This window comes from Stenotrophomonas sp. P5_A8 (assembly GCF_056400545.1).
On record NZ_JBFULB010000553.1, the window covers coordinates 1 to 1,279 of the forward strand.

1 protein-coding gene and 1 pseudogene are annotated in these 1,279 nt (G+C 58.6%); both read right to left on the bottom strand.

Going from position 1 to position 1,279, the window contains the following annotated elements; all coding sequences use genetic code 11:
* Positions 1-252, bottom strand: a pseudogene (locus AC1DQP_RS20600) (glucose-6-phosphate isomerase); the annotation flags it as partial.
* Positions 249-629, bottom strand: a complete 381-nt coding sequence (gene panD / locus AC1DQP_RS20605; protein WP_457320069.1) for an aspartate 1-decarboxylase — start codon at positions 627-629, stop codon at positions 249-251. The gene panD and the pseudogene AC1DQP_RS20600, both read right to left, overlap by 4 nt.
* Between the last annotated feature and the right edge of the window lie 650 nt (positions 630-1,279).

Here is a 1,279-nt window from a genome sequence, read left to right on the forward strand (position 1 = left end):
CACATTGACCGTCTCACCGCGGAACAGCCGCTGGAAGCCGCCGGCGACATCGCGCTCGGCGGCCAGCTGCAGCAGTGCGTCCAGCGCCGCGCGGTCGTACTTCTGCCGTGCGAAATTGACGTACAACGGACCGACCCGCAATCCCAACGTTCGTGCCCGCTCCGGTTCGGCGGCAAGCAGCGAAGGGATGCTCGCGCCACGCAGGCGCTGGGCATGGGAGTGAAGCGGGTCGAATCCGTTGTGCTGTGTCATGCGGCCTGTGTCGGGATGCTGTCGTTGGTGTGGGAGATCTGGTTCTTGCCGTCCACATATACCAACTTCGGGCGGAAGCTGTCAGCTTCTTCTTCGCTCATGCTGGCGAACGCGGCGATGATGATGATGTCGCCCACCTGCACGTGGCGCGCGGCGCCGCCGTTGAGCGACACCACGCCGCTGCCGGCTTCGGCGCGGATGGCATACGTGGAGAAACGCGCACCGTTGGTGACGTCCCAGATATGCACCTGTTCGAACTCACGGATGCCGGTGGCCCGCAGCAGGTTGTCATCGATGGCGATGGAACCTTCGTAGTTCAACTCGGAGTGGGTGACGGTGGCGCGGTGGATCTTGGTCTTGAGCAGGGAGAGGTGCATGGCGCGCGACAACGGTAAAGGAAAGGGAAATTCTAGCACCCGGGGGGCAGGCGTCAGCGCGCCAGGCTTGAGGCTTGCGGTGCAAGGGGCTCGGACCCACCGGGTGTGACCCAAGGCATCATGGGTTGAGGCCCAATCTCAACCAGCGATGAGATGTGCCTGTAAAGCGTCGCGACCATCTATCAGCACTCTTACTCCATACGTCGGAGCACCCCAACTACCTAACTGGGAATTACCCACAGATAAGCACAGGCGTCCTCGATGAAACTTGGAAATTCAGAAAGCCCGAATTTCATTCCAACATCGGAGTCAAAAAACTCTAGCGAGGGAAGAGAACTCCATCCCATCCCACCATTTTTCCGCTCCCGATCCATCCTACATAGTTGCTGCGAATTAAACTATATCTCTGCAGCAATGTGATTGAATTCAACCGGACCAACAAAACGAGCTGAGAATATCACTCAACTCTTGTCACTCTTTTAGATCCAAGACGGTGATAAAGGCGCAATCCGCTTCAAACCAAACGCCGTGGTCACTTGCAGCCCTGTGGTCCGCACCTCCGCCACGTATCGGCTGCACCCGCTGTTCCGGAATTTCCAGCCAAATCCGCAGCAATGCGAAGTCCATCGCCCCCTCCCAAAGGTAGCGCT

Bases quoted from the DNA above. Each gene is read 5' to 3' on its own strand.
- panD (WP_457320069.1), bottom strand. From the start codon at position 629: ATGCACCTCTCCCTGCTCAAGACCAAGATCCACCGCGCCACCGTCACC.